The 3,543-nt window shown below is 56.3% G+C and carries 4 protein-coding genes; 2 read left to right on the top strand and 2 right to left on the bottom strand.

All coding sequences use genetic code 11. The features are described 5' to 3' along the window. On the bottom strand, positions 1-386 hold a 386-nt coding region (locus tag Q7U71_09960), incomplete at its 3' end, for a hypothetical protein (protein ID MDO9392082.1). A gap of 179 nt (positions 387-565) precedes the next feature. Here Q7U71_09960 and Q7U71_09955 point away from each other — a divergent pair. Together Q7U71_09955 and lptG are read left to right on the top strand one after the other, a co-directional pair. After that, the gene (locus Q7U71_09955; GenBank protein MDO9392081.1) at positions 566-1,783 is read left to right on the top strand and encodes an LptF/LptG family permease; all 1,218 of its coding nucleotides are present in this window, start codon (positions 566-568) and stop codon (positions 1,781-1,783) included. Then, positions 1,780-2,874 carry an LPS export ABC transporter permease LptG gene (gene lptG, locus Q7U71_09950; protein ID MDO9392080.1) on the top strand — a complete coding sequence of 365 codons (1,095 nt, stop codon included), beginning with the start codon at positions 1,780-1,782 and terminating at the stop codon, positions 2,872-2,874. The genes Q7U71_09955 and lptG overlap by 4 nt, the downstream gene beginning before the upstream one ends. 224 nt (positions 2,875-3,098) lie before the next feature. On the opposite strand, the gene Q7U71_09945 is transcribed toward lptG, so the two are convergent. Continuing rightward, a partial coding sequence (locus tag Q7U71_09945) for an adenosylhomocysteinase (GenBank protein ID MDO9392079.1) occupies positions 3,099-3,543 on the bottom strand: 445 nt, incomplete at its 5' end.

Raw genomic sequence — 3,543 nt, 5'->3', positions numbered from 1 at the left:
CCCGGCAGCGGCACCTTGATGTCCGGGATCAGCCCCTCACCGGAACGGTCGGCGGCCGCTTTGGCTAGAAAGTCCGCATTATTCTGCCGCCATAGGGCTGACAACCCGGTCTGGCGGCGCTTCAGCCCAAACCCTTCCAGTGTGTTGTAATTTTGGGAAAGCGGAAAGTCCTTGTACAATTCCAGTTCCAGCATGGCGTTCAGGCTCAGATCCAGGCTGTCCTTGACAGTAATGTTCTGGTCCCTGGCCGGTTTTCCGATGAACCCCGAAGCCAGCGAATCCAGCGACCCCGTCTCCTGGGCCAAAACCAGGCCCGCTCCGGCCAGCATTACTAGGAACAGGGACAGGTTGAACTTAACGATCTTATTTAGGAGAAATGGTTTCAAAGTCTGTCTAATATGATTATGTGGAAATTATTTTTGTTGGATATTGCAGCACAAGCAGGATTGGACTAAACCAGTAACTCCTGGAAACTCTGTCTTACCGGTTTCCAACCTGTTTTTCAGAACATAGAAAACTCTTGCAATTTTGTGAATTACAGGTTAATATTAAGCCCATGAAAATAATGGACCGCTATCTTTTGAGGGAGCACCTGGCCCCCTTTTTCTTTGCGCTGGCAGTCACCACCTTCATCCTGCTGATGGACAAGCTGTTTGAGCTGATCGACCTTTTGATCGGCAAACGGGTGGCCGGGCTGTTGGTGCTTAAGATCTTTGCCTTAAGCCTGCCCTCGATCCTGGCCCTGACCGTGCCCATGGCGGTGCTGGTGGCGGTGCTGATGACCTTCGGCCGGATCTCCGGTGACAATGAGCTGACCGCGCTTAAATCCGCCGGCCTGCCGCTGTCCCGGCTGCTGGTGGCCCCGGTCCTGGCCGGGATGGCTTTGACCATGGGCCTGTATTTTTTCACCGACCGGATCCTGCCCGAGGCCAACCACTCGCTGAAGAACACCTTCATGGCCATCTCCTCCGCCAAACCGGCCCTGCGCCTGAAGGAGAACACCTTCGTTTCTGATTTTACCGGATACAATATCCTGGTGGGCAAAGTGGATGCCGGCAGTTCCCGCCTGCACAAGATCACCATCTACGAAAGCGTTCCCAACGGCTACCCCCGGACCATCATTGCCGATGAGGGACAGCTGACCATGATGTCCAGACAGAATGTCCTGCGGCTGGAGCTGTGGCGGGGACAGATACACGAAGCCGACGCCAGGGACCCCCGAACCTACCACAAAATGGATTTCAACACCCACGTCATCAACCTGCCTTTGGACCCGGCCACGGTTCAGTCGGTGCGGGCCCAGCGGGGGGACCGGGAGATGACCTCCAAAATGATGCAGGGACAGATCGTTCAGATAGAGCAGACCATCGCCCCGGTTAGTACCCAGCTGGCCGATTCGGCCCGGCTCTCGGCCTGGCAGAAAGAGCAATTGAGACAGGACATCCACAACAAGACCAGCGACATCCGGCGATACCAGGTGGAAATTCAAAAGAAGTTCGCCATTCCCTTTGCCTGCCTGGTGTTCGTGCTGCTGGGGGTTCCGCTGGGATCGCTGACCCGGCGCGGTTCCATGGGCGCCAGCATCGGCATGGCCCTGGGATTTTTTGTGCTCTATTACCTGGCTTTGGTGGGCGGCGAAGAGCTGGCCGACCGCCAGATAGTGTCTCCCTGGCTGGCCATGTGGGTGGCCAACATTGCTTTGGGAACCTGCGGGGCCCTGCTGCTATTATGGCAGAACTCCGAAATTGACCTGCGCAAACTGATCACCAAAAAGGCAAAATGAAGATCATCGACCGCTATCTGATCCGGGAATTCCTCAAAACCATGCTGCTGGCGTTGGTTTCCTTTGTGCTGCTTTTCATCCTGGTGGACGTCTTTGAAAAACTGGACATCTTCATCGACGCCAAGGCCCAGCTTTGGATGGTGGCCCTTTATTATTTATATCAGATCCCCTACATTTTGGTGCTGACCCTGCCGGTGGCCATGCTTTTGGCCAGCATGGGAACCATCAGCCAGATGTCCCGGAATTACGAGATCGTGGCCCTTAAATCATCTGGCATCAGCCTCAACCGGATTTTCATACCCCTTTTGATACTGGGCCTTTTGGTAAGCCTGCTGGTGCTGGGCTTCGGGGAAACGGTGGTGCCCTTTACCAACCAGAAACGGGGGAATCTGGAGCGGCAGGACATCCGCAAGCGCAGCCTGCTTTTTGAAACTGTCCGCTCCGACCTTTACTATGCCGGCACCGACGGCAGGTTTTATTTCATTAAAAGATACGACGTCCCCAAAGCCGCCATGGACTCGGTGGTGATCTGGCAGATGGACACCCTGAACCGGCTGGCGGTACGGGTGGACGCCCCCCGGGGGTTATGGGTCAACGATCACTGGGAACTGCAGGGGATCAAAGGCGTTCCTATCATCCGCCGCCAGTTCGTCAACGACCAGATGCTGGAGGACAGCCTCCAGTTCCTGTCTTTGACCGGGTTTACGGAGACCCCGGAATCGTTCACCAAAAGGGTTCTGCTGCCGGACGAGATGAACTTTACCCAATTGTCCAGATATATCGACGCCCTGCGGAGGTCCGGCGGGGATGCCCACCGCTATGTGGTGGACCTCTACTTCAAGCTTTCCTTCCCCTTTGCCAACTTCATCATCCTGCTGTTCGGGCTTCCCATCCTCTCCAATTCCCGCAAAAGCGGGGCCACCCTCAGTTTCTCCCTTTCCCTCCTGGTCTGCTTTGTATTTTGGGGGATATTGCAGACCGGCCGGGCCCTGGGCCACAATGCTTCCCTGCCGCCCACGGTGGCGGCCTGGCTTCCCAATCTGCTATTCGGAGCGCTGGGCTTGTACATCCTTTACCGGGCTCCCAAATAAAAAACCGTTTTCCCCAGCATCCCCGGGTCAGAACAAAATATCCACCGCCCCTTAACGCTGTTTGTTAAAAGCAAAAAAGGGGGTTAAAAGATATTTGGTTTTTGCCGGAAGAAACTGACTTAAACGGTCGTTATTGTTTCCTCTTGGTTTTGTTTGCCGCGGGCCAGACTGTATTCATTATGATACAGCCTGGCCCGCTTTTTATTTGAGTCTTGAACTGGACCTTAGGTTCCCATCTCCCATGATGCCAGGTATTTCTTCTGTTCCGGGGTCAGCACGTCGACCTTGACCCCCATGGCCTTCAGCTTTAAGCTGGCTATCTGCTGGTCCATCTCCTGTGGCAGCGAATAGACCTTCTTTTGCATGCTCCGTCCCTTTTTGGCCAGGGTCTCGGCGGCCAGGGACTGGTTGGCAAAGCTCATGTCCATCACGCTGGCCGGATGCCCCTCGGCGGTGGCCAGGTTGATCAGCCGGCCCTCGGCCAGGATGATGACGTGCCGGCCAGAGGGCATGGTGTATTCCTCCACCAGCGGCCTGCCCTCGCGCTTGGCCGGGGCCCCCCTGCGCCACCCCGCCCGCTCCAGCGCCACCGTAACGCGCCCGCAACTGCAGACGCGGGCGCCGTCCTCCCTGGCCGTGAAAGGCTCGGGCCGGAAGACGGTGAAATCG

The sequence above is a fragment of the bacterium genome (assembly GCA_030655055.1).
In the GTDB taxonomy this organism is placed as follows: Bacteria; Edwardsbacteria; AC1; order AC1; family EtOH8; genus UBA5202.
The sequence above is the reverse complement of the archived record's forward strand: the minus strand, read 5'-3'. Positions and strand labels throughout refer to the sequence as shown.

Bases quoted from the DNA above. Each gene is read 5' to 3' on its own strand.
- Q7U71_09955 (MDO9392081.1), top strand. From the start codon at position 566: ATGGACCGCTATCTTTTGAGGGAGCACCTGGCCCCCTTTTTCTTTGCG.
- lptG (MDO9392080.1), top strand. From the start codon at position 1,780: ATGAAGATCATCGACCGCTATCTGATCCGGGAATTCCTCAAAACCATG.